Source organism: Flavobacterium poyangense (assembly GCF_011751075.1).
Taxonomy (GTDB): domain Bacteria; phylum Bacteroidota; class Bacteroidia; order Flavobacteriales; family Flavobacteriaceae; genus Flavobacterium; species Flavobacterium poyangense.
In genome coordinates, this window is the sequence record NZ_JAALLN010000029.1 from 1 (window position 1) to 21,008 (window position 21,008).

The window sequence follows — 21,008 nt, forward strand, 5'->3', positions numbered from 1 at the left end:
ACTGGAACAGAACGAATTCTATTCCAGTTTAATTATTTTAAAATATTAATCCAGTCAACCTTTTTCAGGACTACTCAGGATTTTAATTTTTTCATTGGAATTTGAAATTTAAAAATTTGGAATTTCCCAAAAGGTGTTAGCTTTTTTGTTTATTTGTATCACCTTATTAAAACACCACCACTATGTTACAAAAGAATAAATCTGCGGCGATTGGTTTTATTTTCATAACCATGTTAATCGATATTACCGGATGGGGAATTATAATACCTGTAATTCCAAAACTAATTGAGGAACTGATACACGGTGATATTAGTGAAGCTGCAAAAGTGGGTGGCTGGCTGACTTTCGCCTATGCCATCACGCAGTTTGTGTTCGCTCCCGTAATTGGTAATCTGAGTGATAAATTCGGACGACGACCGATTCTCTTAATTTCCCTTTTTGGTTTTTCATTAGATTATCTGTTGCTGGCTTTTTCTCCCACAATTATATGGTTGTTTGTAGGTCGCATTATTGCCGGAATCACCGGAGCGAGTATTACAACAGCTTCCGCTTATATTGCAGATGTGAGTACTGCCGAAAACAGAGCTAAAAACTTTGGCTTAATCGGAGCCGCTTTTGGTTTAGGATTTATTATAGGCCCGGTAATAGGAGGGTTATTAGGACAATACGGTTCAAGAGTTCCTTTTTATGCGGCTGCTATTTTGTGTATGGTTAATTTTTTATACGGCTTTTTTATTCTGCCTGAATCTTTAAAGAAAGAAAACCGCAGACCGTTCGACTGGAAACGTGCGAATCCGGTTGGGGCTATTTTAGGATTGAAAAAACATCCAACCCTAATTGGACTTATTTCTGCTATATTTTTGCTGTATGTGGGTTCCCATGCCGTACAAAGTAACTGGAGTTTCTTTACGATTTATCGATTTAACTGGAATGAACGTATGATCGGAATTTCATTAGGAATAATTGGTTTGTTGGTTGGAGTCGTACAAGGAGGTTTGGTTCGTTGGATCAATCCAAAAATAGGAAATGAAAAAAGTATTTATGTAGGTTTGGCTTTGTACACAATTGGTATGTTGTTGTTTGCCTTTGCAACAGAAAGCTGGATGATGTTTGTATTTTTAATTCCGTATTGCCTTGGCGGAATTGCAGGGCCGGCACTTCAGTCTGTTGTGTCCAGCAAAGTAGCGCCAAGCGAACAGGGAGAAATTCAGGGAACGTTAACCAGTTTAATGAGTGCTTCTTCAATTATCGGACCTCCAATGATGGCCAACACTTTTTACTTTTTCACTCATGATGAGGCACCGTTTAAATTTGCAGGAGCTCCTTTTATCTTGGGAGGCGCTTTAATGTTGCTCAGTACAGTCGTTGCCTATTTTTCATTAAAAAAACATGCTGCTCCAAAAGTAGAAAGTATTCCGGCAACGGAAACTATTCCCATAGAAGAATTAAGTAAATAAAAGAGAAGCCTTCATGATACAAAATGAAGGCTTTTTTGTTGGTATAAATTAGTATAAAATGTAATTAACTCAAATTGCTAGTTGTATAATAATGTATACTGTAAAATGTATACTGTAAAATGTGAAAAGTAATAGGTTTTGTTTAATTGATTACTATCTTCCATTGTACGAACATATATCTGCGTCAGATCGTTGAAATACAGTAACAATACACCTAAATTCTAACGCTTAAAGATAAGAAAATCAATTGTTTAAAACATTTGTCCGTTCTGACTGACATTATACATTATACATTTTACAGTATACATTTTGCATTTTACAACTAGTAGCGAGCAACTTAAATTAATTCGTGAAAATTCGTGCAATTTGTGGCTGTTTCTTTTGCCACAGATTAGATGAATTACTCCTTACTAATTTTTATTGCTTTTTCTTTCCCATCAGACTTCACTTTTAAGATATAAATACCTGTTGAAAGATTTGATAAATCAATTTCAGAATGCGTCGTATTTATTTTTTTAGATAAGACCGATTTTCCGGAAGTTGAGAAAATTTCTATTTCATCAATTACTTCTTTATTGTCAATGGTTAGAAGATGTTTGACCGGATTAGGATAAAATTTAAAATGTGTTAAATCAAAATCAGGAGTCGAAAGTGATCCATTTGATTTTGCCGTTACGGCAAGACGAGCGGTACTTTCAAGTCCGTTTATAGTTTGCGAAGCATAATAGGTTGTGCCATTTACCAGAACGGTTGTTAATGGTAAATCTGTTTCTGCTTTTTTACCTGTCGATGAACTTTTATTGCTGTACCATTTAATGTTTTGCCCCTGAACGATAACATCTGCTAAAGTTTGTCCCGGTTTAAAATCGAAAATAATCTCATTCTTACCGTTTACCAGTGGTGCTGCCGGTGTTACGGCTACATCATGAACAGTATAACAGCCATTTTGATCCTGTGAGTGTACCTGATAAATACCCGGTGCTAAATTTGAAAAGGTATTGTTCGTTGAAAAATTATTTAAGTTAGGAGAAATAGCATACTTAATTTCTCCGGTTCCGCCTTGAGCGTTAACTGTTATCGTTTGGTCTTTAACTGTAATAACGGATACAAGAGGTGTTGCGGGTTCAGTTATTACTATATCCATTGACGTTATACAATCTGTGTTGTTTTTTGCGACTATGTTATAGGTACCGGCTTTTAAACTACTGAAAACAGTTTTGGAGCTAAACGGACCTCCATTTAGTGAATAACGGTTGGAAGCTGGTTCAACTCCCCCCGATTGAATCGTAAAGAATCCGCTCTGCCCTCCCTTACAATAGACATTGTACGAAACAAAAGTAAATATCGGAGGATTTGCCGCCTTAATTGTTACAGCGTAAGAAACTATAGTGTTTTCCGAATCACGGACTTTTAGGGTGTAATTTCCGGGAGCAATACCGGTAAATATATGGGCAGTACTATAGGTAACACCATTGTCTATGGAATAAAAGTAACCGCCGGAGCCTCCCGATGCCACTATGGTTATAGTGCCTTTTGGATCACTACAAGTCGGTTCGGTAACTGTAGGAGTAAATCGCAGTCTCGGATTAATACTTAAATTTGCTTGAGAAGCTACACAGCCATTTGAGTCTTTGACATAGACGGTATAAGTTCCTTTCGCCAGATTGATGAATACGCGCTCATTCTGATAGTGCATTCCGTCTAAAGAATATTGATAAGTTCCCGTTCCTCCCGATGCAGTAACAATTAGTGACTGATCATCGATTGCAACCTGTGCTACTAATTGATTTGTACTGGAAATGTTTACAAATGTAACTGCAAGACACCCGATTTGATCACGACTCTCGATGCTATATTGTCCCGGAGCTAAGTTGTAGAAATAAGGACTGATTTGGTAAGGACCATTATTTGTGCCGTTATTTACTAAACGATATGCATAGGGGGCTTTCCCTCCCGAAGATTGCATACGAATAAAAGCATCATTGGAGCCGTAGCAAGTTGACTTTGTGACTAATCCGAGCGTAGTAAAATACGTATTTAGTATCAGATTAAAATAGTTGGTGGTGATAGTTCCCTTATTGTCAATTCGGGCATAAATGGTTTTAGATGGCTCCTGACTAAAATACTGTGTGGGTTGTTGAATGGCATTGGTGTTAAGATTCGCTTCCTCCAGACTCACATGATAACTGATCGTAGTTTCTAATGGATTTAAATTACCAAGTAAGAGCGACTTATTAACGGTTAAATCGAAATTAGTATCCCCGGCGCAGTGTTCAATATTATTGACTTGGGCATAAAAGTGATTGGTAAATAATAATAGAGTAAAATAAAGTAAAGTTTTTTTCATACGTATAGGTTTGTTAAATAGAACTTTAACAAATATAAGCGGAAATAATACAATGACATTATTTTAAACAATATTAATGAGCAAAATAAAGGGCAGTTGTTTTTTTGTGATAGGATAGAATACAGGGTCAGAAATTCTGTGCTTTCAATTTTTTAGTAGCACATCGTCTTTTTTATGGAGTAAGCGTTTTTTTGAGATGTTGGTTTTCTATTGCGGAGTTTATTCTTGTTGATAATTCATTGTAATCAGGATTGTAGTTATCCCAGATTTTCCAGACTTCATCTCTTTTTTTAATGAAGTAAGTTTGTCGGTTTACTTTATTTAAAACAATCGAAATGGCGTCGTTTTCATCCTTCCATTCCAGATTCCAAAACTCCTTTACTGTGATGATGGCAACGGTGGTGGTTATGCTGGATACTTTAAAATCAAAAAGTTCAAAGTTAGATCGGTTGTTTATGCAGTTGAGGTGGTAGTTTAATGTCGAATAATTTTCGAAGAGATCGTTAATTCGTTTAGCGAATGGTCCTTCGGGAAATACAAAATTAGAGAGATAGTCGATATGGACTTGAGGTAATTTTTGTAAAGAGTTGAATTCTCCGTGGCAATAATCGATAATCAGTTTTTCAAAAAAGGAAGCTGATTCAATTTTATTTTCAGGTTCTAATCCTTTGTTGGCATCTATTGCTTCGTCATTAAGGAAACTGTTTAAAGAAGGATAGCCAATAAAGATCGCCAGTTTGTCTAAACTCTTTAAGAAGCGTAAATCAGAGCTTTTCGTTTGGGAGGAGTCATTTTTAAAAATCCTCTGCAGTGTCATACTCGAGATCGAGCAGCCAAGCTCATTTTTTTTAGAGCCCTGCATGAACTCTGATTTTTCTAAACAATCAGAAATAATTTCCGAGAGTATAATATAATGTGCCCTTTTCCATTCTTTAACACCGGACAAGGTGCTGTTTTGTATAATTGGATGCGATTGTATGGCTTTTATTAATTTTTCTATAATGATTTCCATGGGCCAATTTTTTTAATTACTAACGTTCTGTTTCACGATAATCAATACAATTCTTTTTAATTAATCTACTGCCGCATATTTATGTTTAAGATAAGTTACACTTGTGGTATTCTTATTGTTAATGTTATGCCAAAATTACTAATAAATTCGTAAAATAATTAAACCAAACGTAATAATTAATATTTTAAAAAACGAATTATGAAAAAACCACAAATCAAATTTTCAATTAAAAAAATTGCTCTTTTATTTTTCGCATTGCTTGCTTTTTATTCTTGTGAAAAAGGAAATGACCAACAAGAAGCCGATGTTCAGGAAAAATTAATGGATGGACATGTTAATCTTTTGGATAAAGGAAGATACGGATTAGCTCAAATGCCGGATAGTTATTTAAAAAGTATTCAGTTCACAACTCCGGAAGACTACCGCTCAAAAATTGCTCAGTTAAGACCGGATATTGTTACAAGCACTCAAAAAATGGCTTTAACAGCTAAAGTGGCGGCAGCAAAAAATTTGCCGACACCGCCCGTTGGAGATCAGGGAAGCGAGGGATCTTGCGTAGGTTGGGGAGTAGGTTATGCTGCTCACAGTATTGCGCGATATCTTAATAACACTATACATCAAAGTAATTGGAGTGGAGCTTCAAGAAGTGCGGCGTATATCTACAATCAGATAAAATTAGGGAATTGTGGAGCAGGTTCTTATCCAAATGATGCGATGAACTTAATCAAAAATCAAGGAGAATGTTCAGAAGCGCAAATGCCTTACATGGCAGGTGGATGTTATACACAACCTACAGCACAACAAAAAACCTGGGCAGCAGGCAGAAAAACTGGCGGATGGTTTAGTGTAAACCCAAGAAGTGTTAATGACATCAAATATTATCTAAACCAAAATTATGCTGTTGCAGTTTGTTTTGATGTAAATCAAAGTTTTTATGATATCCGTAACAACAACCACGTTTGGTCTAGTCTATACGGAAGCAGACAAGGCGGACACTGTGTATGTATCGTAGGATACGATGATGCAACAGGACTTTTTAAAGTGCAAAACTCTTGGGGAGCAGGATGGGGCCGCAGTGGTTTCTTCTATGTGACTTATGCTAACATAACTAATGGAGCTTTCAATTGGGCAGGATGTATTATTCCTAACCCATCAGCAAACTCTTAGTATTAGGATTAATTGGTGTGGAAAAGAGGCAGTTCAAAAGAACTAGCCTCTTTTTTATTGCAGGTATACATAATGATTGTAATAATCAATAATAGCTTTTCCCTTAAGCAAAACATCGGCGCCAATAATGCCATGAACAGGTTTTGTTTTGTAGGCGCGCAAAGCTTCGTTTACATGTGAAAGATCAAAGATCACCAGGCTAAAATCGTTATCTTTCCAGTTGCCAAGTTGCAATCGATTGTGAGAAGAAAGTTGAGTTTCCATACCGGTTCCTCCCGCTCCTGAAGCTTTGGTTTTAGATTTTTTTGCCGATAATTCAAAGTATTCGATACTTTCAAACCCAATACAGGAATTGGAGGCTCCCGTATCCAGAATAAAACTTCCCGAAACACCATTGATTTTTGCTTTAATAGACAAGTGTTGCGTTTTGGTAATTTTGAATTTTATTTTTTTATACTTTGCTTTCTTAAGGACTTTCTGTAGCTCTTCCATTTTCGATAAGGATTGAAAATCAAAAATAAACCAATTGCGGCCAATAAACTAATACCGTATAGGATATAATTAGAAGATTTTTCAGGTTGCGAAATTGTTCCGTAGTAAACAAAAGCACTCCAATAATAAGGTGATTTTTTAGCATTTGGAATATCGGGATTATTTAAAAAATCTCTTTTTGCATTTGCATTGGCCTCAGAATAAGACTGTTTGTTTTTGATGTTTTTATAAAAATCATTCATAAAAACAGAAGTCGTAAAATCGTTTACTTTCCATAAAGAAAACAATAAATTTTTGGCACCCGCAAACTGAAAGCCTCGTGCAATACTCATAGCACCTTCGGCCTTGAAAAGTTTTCCTATGCCGGTCTCACAAGCACTCAAAACCACCAGATCCGGATTGATGTTAAGCGTATACAATTCTGAATATAAGATTTCCTGATCATAAAATTTGATACTCGCAGGAGTTTCTAAATCTCCCGAAGAAGCATGTGTACTTAAATGAATTATAGTATAATTGGCAGCATTATCCTTGAAATTTGAAAAGGTAGCCTCGTTATTTTCAAAATATTTTCCATCGAAATTCTTTTTTACGGACTGCAATTCGTTTTTCGAAAAAGCCAGTGCAAAATTGGTATGATCAAAAATGGGGAAAATTCCCAGAACCGTTTTTTTAGTATTTGAAAGAGGAACAGTATTCAGGTAAAAAGAAGCCGAATTAGTATAAGCTACCGTAAAGTCATTTAACAAATAATGCATTTTTGAGAAATTCGCAGTTTCGGATTCTTTTACAATTAACGCCTCAAAAGGCAAAAAAGTCAAAAGACCATCGGGAACAATGATGAGGTTTTTGGTGCTTTTAGGAGAAGGAATTTTTAACAACCGATAGGTTTTGTTTCCTATACGGTTGTAATTCTGAGGATCATTAGCAATGGTGTTCGCATCATTAAAGAAGTCAAGGAAGCCGGATAGGTTTTTGAAATCGTTACTTTCTTTAGAAATGGTGTGAAGTGTAATTTTTTTGTTCTCAATCGTAAAATTATAAATCGAGTGAACTCCAAAAAAATAGGCAGTCATCGTTGCTTTGTCTCTCTCTAATTGGACATACAATTTTTGTAAATCGAATTTGGAATTGGTTTCGTTAGTTGTTTTACTCTGTTCTTTTTTAAGAAGCAGCATTAATTCGTTTTGCTTTTTAATGGCTTCGTTAATTTTTGAAATATTAGCTAATTCTAATTTTTGTTGCTCTTTTAAAATGATTGTATTCCAATTTTGGAGTTGTTGCAAGATGAGTTTTTCTTTTCTCGACAAAGATTGAACATTGTGGAGACGATCCTTTAAAACGACAGACTTGGTTTGTTCCGAAAGCAAAAACGCCCTTTCGAGATAAGTTGATTTTTTTTCTTTTTCATAAAGAGAGGCATATATAGAAATGCATTTTTCAGTTCGGTTTCGGCTTCGGATCTGTGTTATAATTTTAGAGTTTTCATACACTAAAAGCGACTGAAAAAGAGTTTCAATATAAAAGGAAAGCGCATAACTTTTTAAAGCATTTTTAGGCTGATTTTCGGCTTGGTAAAGGACCGCCTGTAAGTCTAAAGCATCTAATAAAATAGTTTCTGCATAAAGCGAATTTTGGTTCGGAAGCACACTTTTAACATCAGAATAGTCCGGAAGCAGCGTTTTAAAAACGGCTCTGATCTGTTGACTTGCTTCTGTTGTTTTCTCTTGTTTGAAAGACAAAAAAGCAGCTTCGTAATAAAATTGTGCCCTTTTTCTGGGTTCCTGATTCGGTATTTTGCTGAACTCGATTTTGGCTTTTTCAAAAAAAACAGTCGCTTTTTTTAAATCATTTTCTTCCAGATAGAGTTTGGCTAAATTTCGATAAGCATTAGAGCGGGTCTCTGGTTGTGATTTGTCATTTTTTACTAATGAAATGGCTTTTAGAAACGAACTTTCGGCTTTCACAAATGCAATTTTCCGGCCTGAAGAAGGAGTCGAAAGTATCAGATAATTAGTTCCTAAATTATTCAGTAAAATGGCTTTTTGGGAGCTGGTTAATTTTTCGGTTTGTATGGTCTTTTCAATTAAATCAATTGCTTTAGAAACGCTTCCGGTATTTTGATACACATTTGATAAATTGAGAATCGCAGCTACTTTCTGGGGTTCATTTTTCTCCAGATTGGCGATAAAATAATATTGTTTAATCGTATTCTCGGCATTGCTGTAATCCCCCAATAGGGTATACAAATTGCCTAAAGGTTTCAGACAATATTCAATGATATCGTAATTTTTAAACGAGTGTTTTTGATAGAGTAACCACGCTTTTTCATAACTTTTAATAGCCTTTTCCGATTGTCCGAATTGGTTTTCATAATAGGCCTTATTGCAGTTTAAAACCACAATTGCCAGTAGTTCGTTGTTGGTTTTGGGTCTTGAATCTTTCCAGAAAGCAGCTTCCACGCTCGCAAGATTCTCCAGCCCTTCAGGATTCGGGTTCTGCACAAAAACATCAACAGCAGTATAAATTTTATCTTCCTGTGTAATCGGCTTTTGCGCTAAAATAGTCAGATTCAGCAAGAGAATAATTAAACCATATAAGTGATGTAAGCTCATTTCAGATTTGCGTTGGTTAAATAATTAAACCATATAAGTGATGTAAGTTTATTTAAGATTAGTGTTAGTCAAAAAAAATGAATTGTACAAAAGGCAAGCCCAGTTCAACTCTTCCAATACAAACCACTTTAATATGAACTTATATCACTTATATGGTTTTAAAAAAAAGACTATATGTTTAAAAAAAAAGCTAAAACTTCCAAATACCATAAAACTGGAAATAGTTGAAATTTTGTTCAAAATTAATCACATATCGCGCCCCTAAACTCGGACCAATTCTGGCCGCCCCAATCGTTACATCAAACAGCAATCCCGTTTTAAAACCGGCAAAAGAATTTTTAACCGAATTAGATTCTGTTTTGGTGTTGATTATAAATTTTTCCGAATCCCCTTCAAAAGTTTCAATTTTTATATACTGATTCTGTTCCTGTGAGATATTAAAATTGGCCTGTAAACCCGCCCCAACACCAATGTAATTATTAATATTGTAGCGAATGAGAATTGGAACCTCCCAATTGACACTTTTATTTTCGGTACTTGTTGTGGTGCGCTGCCTCTGTTTTAAACCATTCGGACTTACTACAATTCCGTCAGTTACACTTCCGGCACTATCGTATTTATTGATACTATTGAGCCATTCTGCCTGCCAGTAAAAACGATAGGACTTAAAGGGAGAAATAGTAGCACCAACAAAATAGCTCGTAGAATTGTCTAAATCCGGATACAAATTATAACCCGCTTTGGCACCAATAGAGATGCCCGGTAAAAATCGGGTAGTGGCGTAGTTGGTAATTATAGGTTCATTTTTGTCAAATATTATAGCGGTACGGCTTCTGGTTTTTACTTTATGAAAGTCTTTACTAAATTTCATGGAGTATTTTACAAAGCCTTTTGTACTGTCTTTTTCATGTACATTTTTCTGCTCGCTGCCGGGCAGATAAATATTTTTGAAGGTAAAAAAGATCTGTTTTTGTTTGATAATCGTGTCCAGACAACTTATCGTTGGAACTTCGTCTTTGGGGCAAATCGGACATTCAGGATACATGCCTTCAATTTTAAAGGTCTTTTTGTCAAACATATCCGGAATATCCGTTTCAAGACGGATCATTCTGGCGGGACCTTCTCCATTGTTTTGGAAACGGGTTTTAAAATTTACTCGTTTAAAACGGACCAATCTGTAATTCATAAAACTTCCGTTAGATCCCATTTTGTTCGGATCGTGAGAAGTTACAATTTCCATCTCAAGGTTTTTTATCTTATGGTTTTTATAACTTCGGTTTGGAACATAGATGCCACGCATAGTCACTGTTGCGCTGGTGTCTTTGATCATTTCGGGAGTCGTTTTGAAAGTATAAAAAAGATTGCGGGTTTCCCCCGGATTGGCATCATCAAATTCTAATACAGAAACATTATGATATGTTTTATGAGCATCTGCTAAAGAAGCATCAAGATCTTCTTCGGTAGTCGTATTTTTGTATTTTTTGATTCGGGAAATACTTTCGGAAGTAGCGAGGTATGATTGGGTATCATCCAAATCATTTACAGAGGCCACCAGGTTTTCTTTTACCTCTCGTTCGTTAGCATAAGTTCTGAAATCTATCAATTCAAAATTGTTGCTTTTGAATTGTTTTTCATTGTAAAACAAATAGAGTTTTCCACTCGAAACATAATTTTCCAGATTTTGATAACTGACTACAACTACCATTTCCTGTTCCGGAATCGGATCACAGTTTTTTAAGATGGCAAAACCGTTCTGATCTGCAATCGAGGCAATGTCTTTATAATTAGAATCGGTAATATCATTTATAGCGACTTTTTTAGGGCGTGTTGCCGGAGGTTTTCCGTTATCGTAATTGTTGGTTACGGCCAGTCTTGTTGTGTAATTGCCTTTGTTTTTGTAGACATGTTTAGGCTCAGCCTCTTTGCTGTAATGCCCGTCGCCAAGTTCCCATAAATAGGAATAACTGGGTTTTGGAGCACCCGCAATAGGAATTAAAGGTGGAGTTTCAGGCTTAAAAGTAACCTGATTCCCGTTCTGATTGTAACTAATAGTGGCTCTTCGGGTTATGGTGTCTTTTACTTTAGTTTGTGCCAACGCCATTACTGATGAAAGAAAGATTAAATAACATAAAAGCTTTTTCATATCGAGGAGGTTTTTTATTTCTGAAAGAAACAGCATTCTTTTCTGTCCACCTCTGCGGAGGACTAAAAGATACAGCCCCGATGCCATCCGGGACTAGAATTTGCTTCTGTAAAACATCAGAAATAATTGTAAAACAGGATTAAATGTAAAAAAAAGCGGTGAGCTAATCACCACTTTTTCTTAAAAAAGTATTTAGTAAGTTACTGAATAGCATTAATTGCTGCTACCAGTTGCGCTTCAGTGCCGACTGTTGTTTCGGCAAGCGTGAAAGTATAAATAGCTCCGGCAGTTACGGTCACCCCTTTTATCGCGTAACGCCATTGACCATTATCTTCGGTTACAAAAATGATATGACAAGCCAGTCCAATTGGGATTTGTCCGTAATGTTCGCTGAACAATCCCGCTGCGGTATACGTATCCAGTTTTGCCAATGCATTTGTTCCTTCGCCGTCATAAGATAAATAAACAGCGCTGTTGTTGTTATCATAACCCTCAGGAGCATCTACAAGAAGTGTTGTTTTAGGTCGCGGATCGCTGTAAAAACGGTCAACGTTTGTCCATCCGAAGTTTCCAAAAGTAACATAGTAGTTTGTTCCTTCTCCTTTTACGCCGCCGTTTCCGTTCTCACCATTAGCACCTTTAGCTTCTCTCCAGGCCAATTCTCCTTTTTCGTCAATGGCCCCTGTCCATAAGGTCATTGCATTGTCTACGCCATCTGTTAAGGTTGCGGGAACAATCATATTCATAGAACAAGAGGTTTGAAGCGCAACACCACCTTGTGTAGCTTTGATGAAAAATTCACCTCCTGAAATCAATAAGTTTTTCTTTCCGTCTGAGGTAATTCCCATGGTAGGTTTGTTGGTCACCAGCATGTTTCCTTTGTCAAAAAGCTCGATGTATTCAATGTCTACGGTTCCGGTCACCGGAGTTCCGTTTTTAGTCAAGCAGTCTCCGTTGATGCTTACTTTTACCCCTTTGGCAGAAGTAAACGTTACAACACCATTTCCGGCTGTGATAGTAAAGTTTTGGGTATTTCTTTTAACTCCTTTTTCGCTGATACTTTTAAATGAAGCAGAAGTTGCAGGCAGTATCAAATTGTTGTCGCTATTGTCATCGTTGTTGTCACAGCTCACTAGTGTCGTTATAGCGAATAATAAAAGTCCGATTGTTTTAAAATTTGTTTTCATGATGTTTAGTTTTAATAGTTATTTGTTAATAGATGTTTACGAAAGGGAAATTGTTACCCCTGTTTTTATTTTATTTTCGATTTATAGTAGTAGATCAACAGCAGTAAAAATTTGTTACCCTCCTTAATTTTATTATTTGATTTAAGTTTTCAGTTGTGAGTTGTGAAATGTAAGATGTGAAGCTGAATAGGATAAGTTTTGTCAATTTATTATTTTGTCCCGGCGATTCATACAAATTTTGTAATACGCTACATTTATAAATAAGGTAAAAATCAATTAAACAAAAACCATTGCTCTTCAGATTTATAGTTTACACTTCACATGTTACATTTCACAACTGACAATCTGAATTAATTATTTGGAAAGGCATTTTTCTTCAAAAACATTTCCGTCTTCATCCAGTGCGACCAGTATGTCTTTCTTTTTTGAAAAGGAAATAATAAAGTAAAGCCAGATTAGTGACCAAAGACCCAATGTGATTATAGTGAGGAACAGGTGTAAAGGATGGTTGATTTCTTTTTTTTCTTTGGATAAAACAGCATAAGGCAGTTTTTCGTTATGTTCGATAATGATAAAACCATTTCGTTTTTTGGCAGTTAACATCTTGTGAAACTGATCCAGACTTTTTTCGTTTATAAGTTGATAACTTTCCATGTCTCTTCATTTTTTGAATTGTTTTAAAAAATTCTCGCTTGGTTATATCCATTTGATTCCACAATTGTTACCCCGGTTTTTGAAATTTATTTTCAGATTCTTTTTACATTAGCGAATTAAAAGTTGTTTTATGGCCAAAACTAAAATTCATTCCGACCAAAAATATATTGAAGGACTTGCCGCTAATAATTCGACAATAATTCAGGAGATTTATAAAAAGTTTGTTCCGAAAGTTGTTTTTTACATCAGGAACAATTCCGGTAATCAGGATCAGGCGCAGGATGTTGTTCAGGAAATAATGATACTGCTGTTTAATCAGGCCAAAGCCAACATACTACAATTGACATGTCCGTTTGATGCTTATTTTTTCTTGTTGTGTAAAAGAAAATGGCTGAACGAATTAAAAAAATCAGCCAATAAAGGGGTAACAATTAATGAAGATGCGGGATCTATAAGTGAATCTGCTCATGAATTGGTAGAACAAACCAGAGAATTTGATGAAAAACAACAGCTTTTTGATGCCATGTTCCAAAAACTGGGAGATAAATGTCAGGAATTATTAAAGCTGAGTTTTACCGTAAAATCAATGGAAGAAGTTGCCGAAAAGCTTAATGTTACTTATGGGTATGTCCGCAAAAAGAAATCGTTATGCATTGGTCAGTTAACACAGTGGATTCAGGAAAATAAAAATTTTAAATCTCTAAAAAATAACGAGTCATGAACGAAGAGCGCTACATATTATTCGATCAATACCTTCAAGGCGAACTGACTGTTGATGAAAAAGCAGGTTTTGAAAAACAACTATCCGAAGATCAGGAATTGGCCGCCGGGTTTGAGGCTTTCCAAACAGCGCAGCAACAATTAGAAAATAAATTCAGAATTGCGGCAGAAAGAAATGCATTTAAAGAAAATCTAATGAAGATTTCAGATCAGCATTTCAATAAAAATAAATCAAAAGTAATCGCCCTGAAACCTTGGAATTATGCAGTTGCGGCATCGATAGTACTTTTGGTCGGGCTGTTCTTTTTTAATTATACCCAAAAACCAATTTACGACGATTACAGCGAACACGAACAGGCTTATTTTACGGAAAGAGGAAATGTACATACTCCTTTAAAACAAGCAGAAATAACGTTTAATGCTCATAATTACAAAGCTGCAATCCCACATTTTGAAGCTGCTTTGAAGGAATCAAAAACACCGGAAATTCAATATTTTTATGGAATTTCTTTATTAGAGGAAAGCCAGTATAAAAAAGCAGAAACCGTTTTTGAAGAGCTAAGATCCGGAACTTCGGTATACAAATACAAAGCAACCTGGTATCTCGCTTTGTCTAAATTGAAACAAAAAGACTATATAGGTTGTAAAGAAATATTACGTACAATTCCCCAGGATTATGAAGATTATGTTGAAGTCCAGATTTTATTGAAGGATTTGAAGTAGGGATATCATAGATTGTTTATCATTTCAAAAAAAGAAGAATCTCCCAGATGAGTTTCCTCTTTTTTTTGTTCCTGCTTGCAGAAGTGACAAAAAACAGAATACAGCTTTTTTATGCATTCTGATTAAGTATTGTTTTATGGATAATTAATTAGAATAAAATAAATCCGTTTTTATCCGCGTTTTCACTTTAGTGAATCCGTCCAGTAGGTTTTTCAATTCTATGCATTTCGTTTAAGTATTATTTTAAAGACACCAATAGAATAAAAAAAATCCGTTTTTATCCGCGTCTTCACTTTAGTGAATCCGTTTCATCCGCGTCCAATCCGCACTACCGTAAACACCATGATTAGAATCAAATTGGAAAAGTGCACAATATTGTCGTAATTTTGCCTTTTTTAAAACAATACACTTGAATCCAACAACAATTATTACCGATACACATACCCATTTATATTCAGAAGAGTTCGATCAGGATCGTGACGAAATGATTCAGAGAGCCATAAATGCAGGAGTAACACGCTTTTTTATTCCCGCAATAGATGCAGCGGCAACACAGTCTATGTATGATCTGGAGCAAAGTTATCCCGAAAATGTATTTCTGATGATGGGATTACACCCCACTTACGTCAAAGACAATTATCTGGACGAATTGAAACATGTAGAAACGGAATTAGCGAAGAGAAAGTTCTACGCCGTTGGTGAAATTGGAATCGATTTGTATTGGGATAAAACACATCTGAAAGAACAGCAATTTGTTTTTAGAAGACAAATTCAGTTAGCGAAACAATATAAACTTCCAATCGTAATCCATTGCCGTGAAGCGTTCGATGAGATTTTTGAAATTTTGGAAGAGGAGAAATCAGCAGATTTGTTTGGAATTTTTCACTGTTTTACCGGAACATATGAACAAGCTTTGCAGGCAATATCCTATAATATGAAGCTTGGAATCGGAGGAGTGGTAACTTTTAAAAACGGAAAAATTGATCAGTTTTTAAATCAAATCGATCTGAAGCATATTGTTCTCGAAACCGATTCGCCTTATTTGGCTCCGATCCCGTACCGTGGAAAGCGAAATGAAAGCAGCTATATCGTTAATGTAGTAACAAAACTAACAGCTATTTATGGTGTTTCTGAAGCAGAAATAGCAGCAATTACAACACAGAATTCAAAGGACGTTTTCGGGATTTAATGTACAACTTACAATACTTTGATTTTTTTTTTGTTCTTTTGCCCATTAAAATAGATATTTATAATGCAGAGATTTGATGCCATTCGACCTTTTTATGATTCAGAAATAAATGAAGCACTTCATGGTGTTGCTAATCATCCGATGATGAAAGCCATGATGAATTTTACTTTTCCGGAATTAGAAGACGAAGTTTGGAAAGATCAATTGAGAAAAACACATTCTATTCGTGATTTTCAATGTAATTTTATCTATCACACCATTCAAAAAGTGTTGGAAAGAAGCTCAGAAGGACTTACAACTTCAGGTTTTGAAAAGCTGGAAAAAAACACTTCTTATCTATTTGTTTCCAATCACCGCGATATTTTGTTAGACACTACGTTGCTAAACGTTTGTTTGTTCGAACACGGTTTGGTCATGACAGCCTCTGCTATTGGAGATAATTTAGTTAAAAAAGCATTTTTAAGTACTTTGGCAAAACTGAATAGAAACTTTTTGGTTTTAAGAGGTTTAACACCAAGAGAAATGTTACAGAGCTCTAAGTTGTTGTCTGAGTATATGGGACAATTACTGTTACGCGAAAATCGTTCGGTTTGGATTGCGCAAAGAGAAGGACGTACCAAAGACGGGAATGATGAAACCAATTCAGGAGTGCTTAAAATGATCGGAATGGGTTCTGATGAAGCCAATCTAATGGATTATTTTAAGAAAATAAAAATCGTTCCGGTTTCCATTTCATATGAGTATGATCCGACAGATGTTCTGAAAATGCCGCAATTAATGGCAGAAGCAAACAACGAAGTTTATATTAAAGAGAAAAACGAAGATTTCATGACCATTTTGAGTGGTATTATGGGAACTAAGAAAAGAATACATATTTCTGTAGGAGATGTTTTAGATACAGAAATTGACCAGATTGTTGCGGAGAATGATAATGTCAATAAGCAAATTCAGGCTTTGGCACAAGCAATTGATGATTCTGTTTTGAAAAATTATCAATTATGGCCAACCAATTTTATTGCATACGACATTTTAAACGGAACAGATAAATTTTCACACAAATACAAAGAGAGCGAAAAATCTCTTTTTGAGCGTCGTTTAGAGATGCGAATAGGTAGCGATAACCCAGTTACAAGACAAGGATTTTTGGCAATGTATGCCAATCCTGTTGTCAATAAATTAAAATACCAGGATGTCATCTAAAGCTAAAATACTTTTAATCTATACCGGAGGAACTATCGGTATGAGCAAAGATTTTGAGACAGGAGCACTCAAAGCCTTCAACTTTAGTAAATTATTACAAAAAATTCCGGAGTTAAAACAATTGGATTGTGAAATCGAAACGGTTTCATTTGAGAACCCAATTGATTCTTCTAATATGAATCCTGAAATGTGGACCAAAATTGCCACAATTATCGAGGACAACTATTCCCAGTTTGATGGATTTGTAGTGCTGCATGGTTCAGATACCATGTCGTATTCCGCTTCAGCGTTGAGTTTTATGCTGGAGAATTTAGCTAAGCCTGTAGTGTTTACAGGTTCGCAATTGCCAATTGGAGATTTGCGTACCGATGCTAAAGAAAACCTGATTACTGCCATTCAGATTGCTTCACTTCAGGAAAATAATAAACCTGTAATTCATGAGGTTTGTTTGTATTTTGAATACAAATTATACCGCGGGAACCGAACGTCAAAAGTAAATGCAGAACATTTTAAAGCCTTTACAGCACCGAACTACCCTGAGTTGGTAGAGTCGGGTGTTCATTTGAAATTAAATTCACATTTATTTCTACCAATAGAAACAGCTGCAGATCTGATTGTACATAAGAATTTAGACAATCATGTAGCAATTGTAAAAATGTTTCCGGGAATGAGCGAAGCCGTTTTAGGTTCGATTCTGGCAACTCCCGGTTTAAAAGGAATTGTTCTGGAAACCTACGGTTCCGGAAATGCTCCAACCGAAGATTGGTTTTTGAGTTTGATAAAAAAAGCAATTCAGTCCGGTTTGCATATTGTAAACGTTACGCAATGTTCCGGTGGAAGTGTAAACATGGGACAATACGAAACCAGTACCGCTCTGAAAGAATTAGGTGTGATCTCAGGAAAAGACATTACAACTGAAGCCGCAATTACAAAACTAATGTATCTGTTAGGTCATAAAATAGATGCAGAAAACTTCAAAACAATATTTGAAACCTCTTTACGCGGAGAGATCTCGTTGTAAAAAGAAATTCCACTACTTTGAAATTCCAAATTCCAATGCTTAGATCATGATGATCCTAAAGATTGGAATTTGGAATTTCTTTTTTAATACTGGGATTTTTTGATGTGATCTTATTAGATACTTTTATAGAGAAATGCCTCCTAATTATATTTCAACAATACTCCCAAGTACTAAAGACGAAACTTTAATGAACTTACATAACTTATATGTTTTAAAAAAGACTTTCTAGATTGGAATTTGCAATTTTAAGAGGTGTAGAAACCTTCTTAATCAGTAGTATTTCTGTAAGGAACTGGACAAGTTTCCAATTCTTCTGTAGTTTTTTGGTTTTTGTAGTACACATAAACGAGTACAGAAATAAGGCAGATCACACCCTGAATAGCCACTGTTGTTCGCACACCAAGAGAATGGGAAACATATCCAATAATCAAACTACCCACAGGAATCATTCCCTGATAGGCCATCATATAGTAGCTAATACTTCTCGAGCGCATGTTTATAGCACTTTGAGTTTGGATGTAAATGTTTATAGATGAGGTTTGCCCCATCATTCCAATACCACTCAAAGTCATACAAATAAGTGCAACGGTCAAACTGTTTGAAATTGCCAGAATGATAATGCTGAAACCGAGTAATAAACTTGATGCTATCATTATTTTATTCATGTTTTTGGATGTTTTTAAGTTAGCAAGGTAAATTGCTGATAAAACAGAACCAATACCGGCGGCACTTTCAAACCAGCTAAAAGTCTGGGCGTTTCCGTTAAAAATATCCTTAGCAAAAACAGGCATTAGTGTATTGAAAGAAATGACAAATAAACTACTGCACATAAGCATGAGTAACATTCGGGCCATTTCAGTCTCTTTTTTTACGTAATCCAGGCCTTCTAAAAGATCATCCAGCATTTTAAGTTTATTTTCTGCTTTGATAGGTGGGGTGATTTTCATTAGTAACAAGGAAATTAAAACCGGTATGTAACTTATAAAATTTCCAATAAAACAAATGTCTTCACCATACTGATGCAGAATAATTCCGGCAAGAGCAGGGCCGGCAATTCTAGCGGAGTTATTTAAAGTGGAGTTTAATGCTACGGCATTTGGCAGATCTTCTTTGTCGTTTACAATATCAATCATCATAGTTTGTCGACAGGTCATATCAAAAGCGTTGATTATACCTTGTATAAGACTCAGCGCAAGAATAAAGTTAATGTTGTATATTTTTAGATAGATAAGCAGTGCCAATGTTCCTGCCTGTAGCATCGCTAATGACTGTAACACCATCATACAACGGTGTCTGTCATAACGACCGATAATGCTTCCGGCCAGTGGCGCTAAGAATAAGGATGGAATCATACTTAAAAAAGTAGCCAGTCCCAGTAAAAAAACAGACCCGGTTATGCTATAAACCATCCAGCTTACAGCAGTTTTCTGCATCCAGGTACCAATAACAGAAACCGATTGACCGTAAAAGAATAATTTGAAGTTTTTTGATTTTAATGCCTTAAACATGACTCTTATTGTTTTTTTACAAAGTTCGGGATTATGATTTCATTAGAAAAATTAATAATTTTACTGATAATAAGTAGTAAAACTTCTTAATATGGAAATTTATCAATTGCAGTATTTTATAAAAACGGCTGAGGTACTACATTTTACAAAAGCCGCAGAGCTTTGTTTTGTAACGCAATCCGGATTATCACAGCAAATAAAAAAACTCGAGGAAGAACTGGGAATGCCTTTGTTTGTGAGGATCGGGAAAAAAGTACAGCTCACTGAAGCCGGATCTGTTTTCCTGATTCATGCCAAACAGGTAATAGAAAATGTGCAAAACGGTAAACAGGCCATCGATGATTTAAACGAAATGATTGGTGGTGAGTTACGGCTTGGTGTTACTTATATTTTTGGACTTTTGATTTTACCGGTTATCAATTCATTTGCGAAAAGATACCAGCATTTAAAAATTGTGGTAGAATATGGAACAACTGAAGCTTTAGAGCAGAAACTAATGAAGAACGAACTGGATTTGGTTTTGGTTATTTCCTCTCATGAAATTGGACTTCCGATTCAAAAAGTACCTTTGTTTACTTCTCAGATGGTGATGGCGGTTTCAAAATCGCATTCTTTGGCGAATTTAGATAAGATTGCTTTCAAGAAAATAGAAGAGGTTCCGCTTATTTTGCCGGGGAAGGGGTCAAATTCCAGAGAATTTGTGGAAGGATTGTTTCTCAAACATAATATGAAGCCCAAAATCGCGATCGAATTAAATTCTATTCATGCTTTACTGCAAATGGTAGAGAACAGTGATTGGGCGACTATAGTTGCTGAAAAAGCACTAAAAGGCTGGGATAATCTCAAATCTATTGCAATTACGGGAGTCCCTACCAAGAGAGATTCCTTTATGTTGACGATGGGCGGGTACCAGAAAAAAGCCGTAAAACTCTTTATGGAGGAGTTTAGAAAAAGTATTTAAAAGTAATTTTAGATTTTGCTTTTGTAAGTCACTTTTTTTTATGTTATTTGCAAACCGAAATAGAGAGGTGTCCGAGTGGTTGAAGGAGCTAGCCTGGAAAGCTAGTATATGGGTAACTGTATCGAGGGTTCGAATCCCTTCCTCTCTGCAAGATTAAAACCGCAATTTCATTTTAGATGAGATTGCGGTTTTTTAGTTTATTTCTTTTTTGATTTTTTTTTAAAATTGAAAATCCCTCCGATGTTATCCTATTTATATAGTGACCAAGATCTCTCCGGTAAAAGCCATTCGTTTCGATTAGTTTTGATAGCGATATAATCTCTACAACCCGACAGGTTTTCAAAACCTGTCGGGTTTGTTGTATATAATAAGGTATATCATAAAGTAATTAAAAAAAAACTATTGTCAGCCTGGGCGTAGCCGAAGACCCTGCGTAAGAGCAATCGCTTCAGCAAAACCACCAAAAGCAAGAAAAACCCTAAAACCAACAAAGATCTAAAATGTATAAAAACACGACTATCAACACATTAAGAATACCCCAAAAAAAAGATTGAAAAAACATTGAAAAAAAGCTTGCGAATGCGAATAAAGCGACTACTTTTGCACCCGCAA

16 protein-coding genes and 1 tRNA gene are annotated in these 21,008 nt (G+C 35.6%); 9 read left to right on the top strand and 8 right to left on the bottom strand.

From position 1 onward, the window contains the following. Window positions 1-182: 182 nt before the first annotated feature. Entirely contained in the window at window positions 183-1,457 is a 1,275-nt protein-coding gene (locus G3A47_RS22235) for a TCR/Tet family MFS transporter (protein WP_166926421.1), read from the top strand. 400 nt (window positions 1,458-1,857) lie between these two features. Here G3A47_RS22235 and G3A47_RS22240 read toward each other — a convergent pair whose 3' ends face one another. After that, on the bottom strand, window positions 1,858-3,804 hold the full coding sequence (locus G3A47_RS22240; RefSeq protein ID WP_166926422.1) for a T9SS type A sorting domain-containing protein: 1,947 nt from the start codon (window positions 3,802-3,804) through the stop codon (window positions 1,858-1,860). 172 nt (window positions 3,805-3,976) lie between these two features. Continuing rightward, entirely contained in the window at window positions 3,977-4,816 is an 840-nt protein-coding gene (locus G3A47_RS22245; protein ID WP_166926424.1) for a hypothetical protein, read from the bottom strand. A gap of 198 nt (window positions 4,817-5,014) precedes the next feature. Between G3A47_RS22245 and G3A47_RS22250 the strand changes: the two genes are divergently transcribed. Continuing rightward, window positions 5,015-5,983: a C1 family peptidase gene (locus G3A47_RS22250; protein ID WP_166926426.1), complete on the top strand. Its 969-nt coding sequence runs from the start codon at window positions 5,015-5,017 to the stop codon at window positions 5,981-5,983. 54 nt (window positions 5,984-6,037) lie between these two features. Here G3A47_RS22250 and G3A47_RS22255 read toward each other — a convergent pair whose 3' ends face one another. The 5 genes from G3A47_RS22255 to G3A47_RS22275 form a co-directional block, all read right to left on the bottom strand. Then, a complete protein-coding gene (locus G3A47_RS22255; RefSeq protein ID WP_166926428.1) occupies window positions 6,038-6,475 on the bottom strand; it encodes a retropepsin-like aspartic protease in 438 nt (145 codons plus the stop codon). Beyond that, a complete protein-coding gene (locus tag G3A47_RS22260; RefSeq protein ID WP_166926430.1) occupies window positions 6,427-9,090 on the bottom strand; it encodes a CHAT domain-containing protein in 2,664 nt (887 codons plus the stop codon). The genes G3A47_RS22255 and G3A47_RS22260 overlap by 49 nt, the downstream gene beginning before the upstream one ends. A gap of 190 nt (window positions 9,091-9,280) precedes the next feature. Further along, complete coding sequence (locus tag G3A47_RS22265; protein ID WP_166926432.1) at window positions 9,281-11,233, bottom strand: DUF7849 domain-containing protein; 1,953 nt, start codon at window positions 11,231-11,233, stop codon at window positions 9,281-9,283. Between the two features lie 200 nt (window positions 11,234-11,433). After that, on the bottom strand, window positions 11,434-12,420 hold the full coding sequence (locus G3A47_RS22270; protein WP_166926434.1) for a hypothetical protein: 987 nt from the start codon (window positions 12,418-12,420) through the stop codon (window positions 11,434-11,436). A gap of 354 nt (window positions 12,421-12,774) precedes the next feature. Next, window positions 12,775-13,074, bottom strand: coding sequence for a DUF4234 domain-containing protein (locus G3A47_RS22275; RefSeq protein ID WP_166926436.1), 300 nt, complete (start codon window positions 13,072-13,074; stop codon window positions 12,775-12,777). A gap of 130 nt (window positions 13,075-13,204) precedes the next feature. On the opposite strand from G3A47_RS22275, the gene G3A47_RS22280 reads away from it, so the two are divergent. The 5 genes from G3A47_RS22280 (at window position 13,205) to G3A47_RS22300 (ending at window position 17,927) form a co-directional block, all read left to right on the top strand. Then, window positions 13,205-13,795 (top strand): RNA polymerase sigma factor, encoded by a 591-nt coding sequence (locus G3A47_RS22280; protein WP_166926438.1) that lies wholly within the window; start codon window positions 13,205-13,207, stop codon window positions 13,793-13,795. Beyond that, window positions 13,792-14,517 carry a tetratricopeptide repeat protein gene (locus G3A47_RS22285; protein ID WP_166926440.1) on the top strand — a complete coding sequence of 242 codons (726 nt, stop codon included), beginning with the start codon at window positions 13,792-13,794 and terminating at the stop codon, window positions 14,515-14,517. Before G3A47_RS22280 ends, G3A47_RS22285 begins: the two co-directional genes overlap by 4 nt. Before the next feature lie 409 nt (window positions 14,518-14,926). After that, complete coding sequence (locus G3A47_RS22290) at window positions 14,927-15,706, top strand: TatD family hydrolase (protein ID WP_166926442.1); 780 nt, start codon at window positions 14,927-14,929, stop codon at window positions 15,704-15,706. Window positions 15,707-15,769: 63 nt separating this feature from the next. Then, a complete protein-coding gene (locus G3A47_RS22295; RefSeq protein WP_166926443.1) occupies window positions 15,770-16,906 on the top strand; it encodes a 1-acyl-sn-glycerol-3-phosphate acyltransferase in 1,137 nt (378 codons plus the stop codon). After that, on the top strand, window positions 16,896-17,927 hold the full coding sequence (locus G3A47_RS22300) for an asparaginase (protein WP_166926445.1): 1,032 nt from the start codon (window positions 16,896-16,898) through the stop codon (window positions 17,925-17,927). The genes G3A47_RS22295 and G3A47_RS22300 overlap by 11 nt, the downstream gene beginning before the upstream one ends. 266 nt (window positions 17,928-18,193) lie before the next feature. On the opposite strand, the gene G3A47_RS22305 is transcribed toward G3A47_RS22300, so the two are convergent. Beyond that, on the bottom strand, window positions 18,194-19,435 hold the full coding sequence (locus G3A47_RS22305) for an MFS transporter (RefSeq protein ID WP_166926447.1): 1,242 nt from the start codon (window positions 19,433-19,435) through the stop codon (window positions 18,194-18,196). Window positions 19,436-19,526: 91 nt separating this feature from the next. Between G3A47_RS22305 and G3A47_RS22310 the strand changes: the two genes are divergently transcribed. After that, window positions 19,527-20,396, top strand: a complete 870-nt coding sequence (locus G3A47_RS22310; RefSeq protein ID WP_166926449.1) for a LysR substrate-binding domain-containing protein — start codon at window positions 19,527-19,529, stop codon at window positions 20,394-20,396. 61 nt (window positions 20,397-20,457) lie between these two features. Beyond that, window positions 20,458-20,544: transfer RNA gene (locus G3A47_RS22315), tRNA-Ser, on the top strand. The last annotated feature ends 464 nt before the right edge of the window (window positions 20,545-21,008 follow it).

What these genes read in the sequence shown, in the direction of transcription:
- G3A47_RS22280 (WP_166926438.1), top strand. Translation starts at nt 13,205, where the DNA reads ATGGCCAAAACTAAAATTCATTCCGACCAAAAATATATTGAAGGACTT.
- G3A47_RS22270 (WP_166926434.1), bottom strand. Translation starts at nt 12,420, where the DNA reads ATGAAAACAAATTTTAAAACAATCGGACTTTTATTATTCGCTATAACG.
- G3A47_RS22235 (WP_166926421.1), top strand. Translation starts at nt 183, where the DNA reads ATGTTACAAAAGAATAAATCTGCGGCGATTGGTTTTATTTTCATAACC.
- G3A47_RS22240 (WP_166926422.1), bottom strand. Translation starts at nt 3,804, where the DNA reads ATGAAAAAAACTTTACTTTATTTTACTCTATTATTATTTACCAATCAC.
- G3A47_RS22275 (WP_166926436.1), bottom strand. Translation starts at nt 13,074, where the DNA reads ATGGAAAGTTATCAACTTATAAACGAAAAAAGTCTGGATCAGTTTCAC.
- G3A47_RS22300 (WP_166926445.1), top strand. Translation starts at nt 16,896, where the DNA reads ATGTCATCTAAAGCTAAAATACTTTTAATCTATACCGGAGGAACTATC.
- G3A47_RS22255 (WP_166926428.1), bottom strand. Translation starts at nt 6,475, where the DNA reads ATGGAAGAGCTACAGAAAGTCCTTAAGAAAGCAAAGTATAAAAAAATA.
- G3A47_RS22250 (WP_166926426.1), top strand. Translation starts at nt 5,015, where the DNA reads ATGAAAAAACCACAAATCAAATTTTCAATTAAAAAAATTGCTCTTTTA.
- G3A47_RS22285 (WP_166926440.1), top strand. Translation starts at nt 13,792, where the DNA reads ATGAACGAAGAGCGCTACATATTATTCGATCAATACCTTCAAGGCGAA.
- G3A47_RS22260 (WP_166926430.1), bottom strand. Translation starts at nt 9,090, where the DNA reads ATGAGCTTACATCACTTATATGGTTTAATTATTCTCTTGCTGAATCTG.
- G3A47_RS22305 (WP_166926447.1), bottom strand. Translation starts at nt 19,435, where the DNA reads ATGTTTAAGGCATTAAAATCAAAAAACTTCAAATTATTCTTTTACGGT.
- G3A47_RS22295 (WP_166926443.1), top strand. Translation starts at nt 15,770, where the DNA reads ATGCAGAGATTTGATGCCATTCGACCTTTTTATGATTCAGAAATAAAT.
- G3A47_RS22245 (WP_166926424.1), bottom strand. Translation starts at nt 4,816, where the DNA reads ATGGAAATCATTATAGAAAAATTAATAAAAGCCATACAATCGCATCCA.
- G3A47_RS22265 (WP_166926432.1), bottom strand. Translation starts at nt 11,233, where the DNA reads ATGAAAAAGCTTTTATGTTATTTAATCTTTCTTTCATCAGTAATGGCG.
- G3A47_RS22310 (WP_166926449.1), top strand. Translation starts at nt 19,527, where the DNA reads ATGGAAATTTATCAATTGCAGTATTTTATAAAAACGGCTGAGGTACTA.